Here is a 500-nt window from a genome sequence, read left to right as displayed (position 1 = left end):
TTCAATACTCGCCATGCCGCTCACGTTCACCGTATTGGTATCGAGATTGAACAGGCCGCTGCTGGTCAGGTTCTCAATATCCAGCGCATCCAGACCGCCCAGCACATTGAAAGTGCCACCATTGTCCAGATCGCCGGTCAGGTTCAGGTCACCATTACCTTGCAGATTGGTGATGCCGTCATTGAGCATATCCCCATTGGCATTGAGAACACCGTCATCAAGATTTATGGTCCCGGTGCCAGCAGTGGACAGCAGACCGGTCACATTCATCGTTCCCCCGTCCTGATCCAGCTCGCCGCCGTCTTCGATGGCCGCCGTGCCGCTCACGTTCACCGTGTTGGTATCGAGATTGAACAGGCCGCTGCTGGTCAGGTTCTCAATATCCAGCACATCCAGACCGCCCAGCACATTGAAGGTGCCGCCATTGTCCAGATCTCCGGCCAGGTTCAGATCGCCAGTGCCCTGCAGATTGGTGATGCCGTCATTGAGCATATCTCCGT

The 500-nt window shown here is 55.8% G+C and carries 1 protein-coding gene; it reads right to left on the bottom strand.

Annotated elements, in window-relative coordinates; translation table 11 throughout:
* A partial coding sequence (locus ACR0I7_RS20095; RefSeq protein WP_480514151.1) for a hypothetical protein occupies positions 1 to 500 on the bottom strand: 500 nt, incomplete at both ends.

This window comes from Ruegeria sp. AM1 (genome assembly GCF_056540745.1).
Note: the sequence above shows the minus strand (reverse complement) of the source record. Positions and strands in the feature narration are given on the sequence as shown.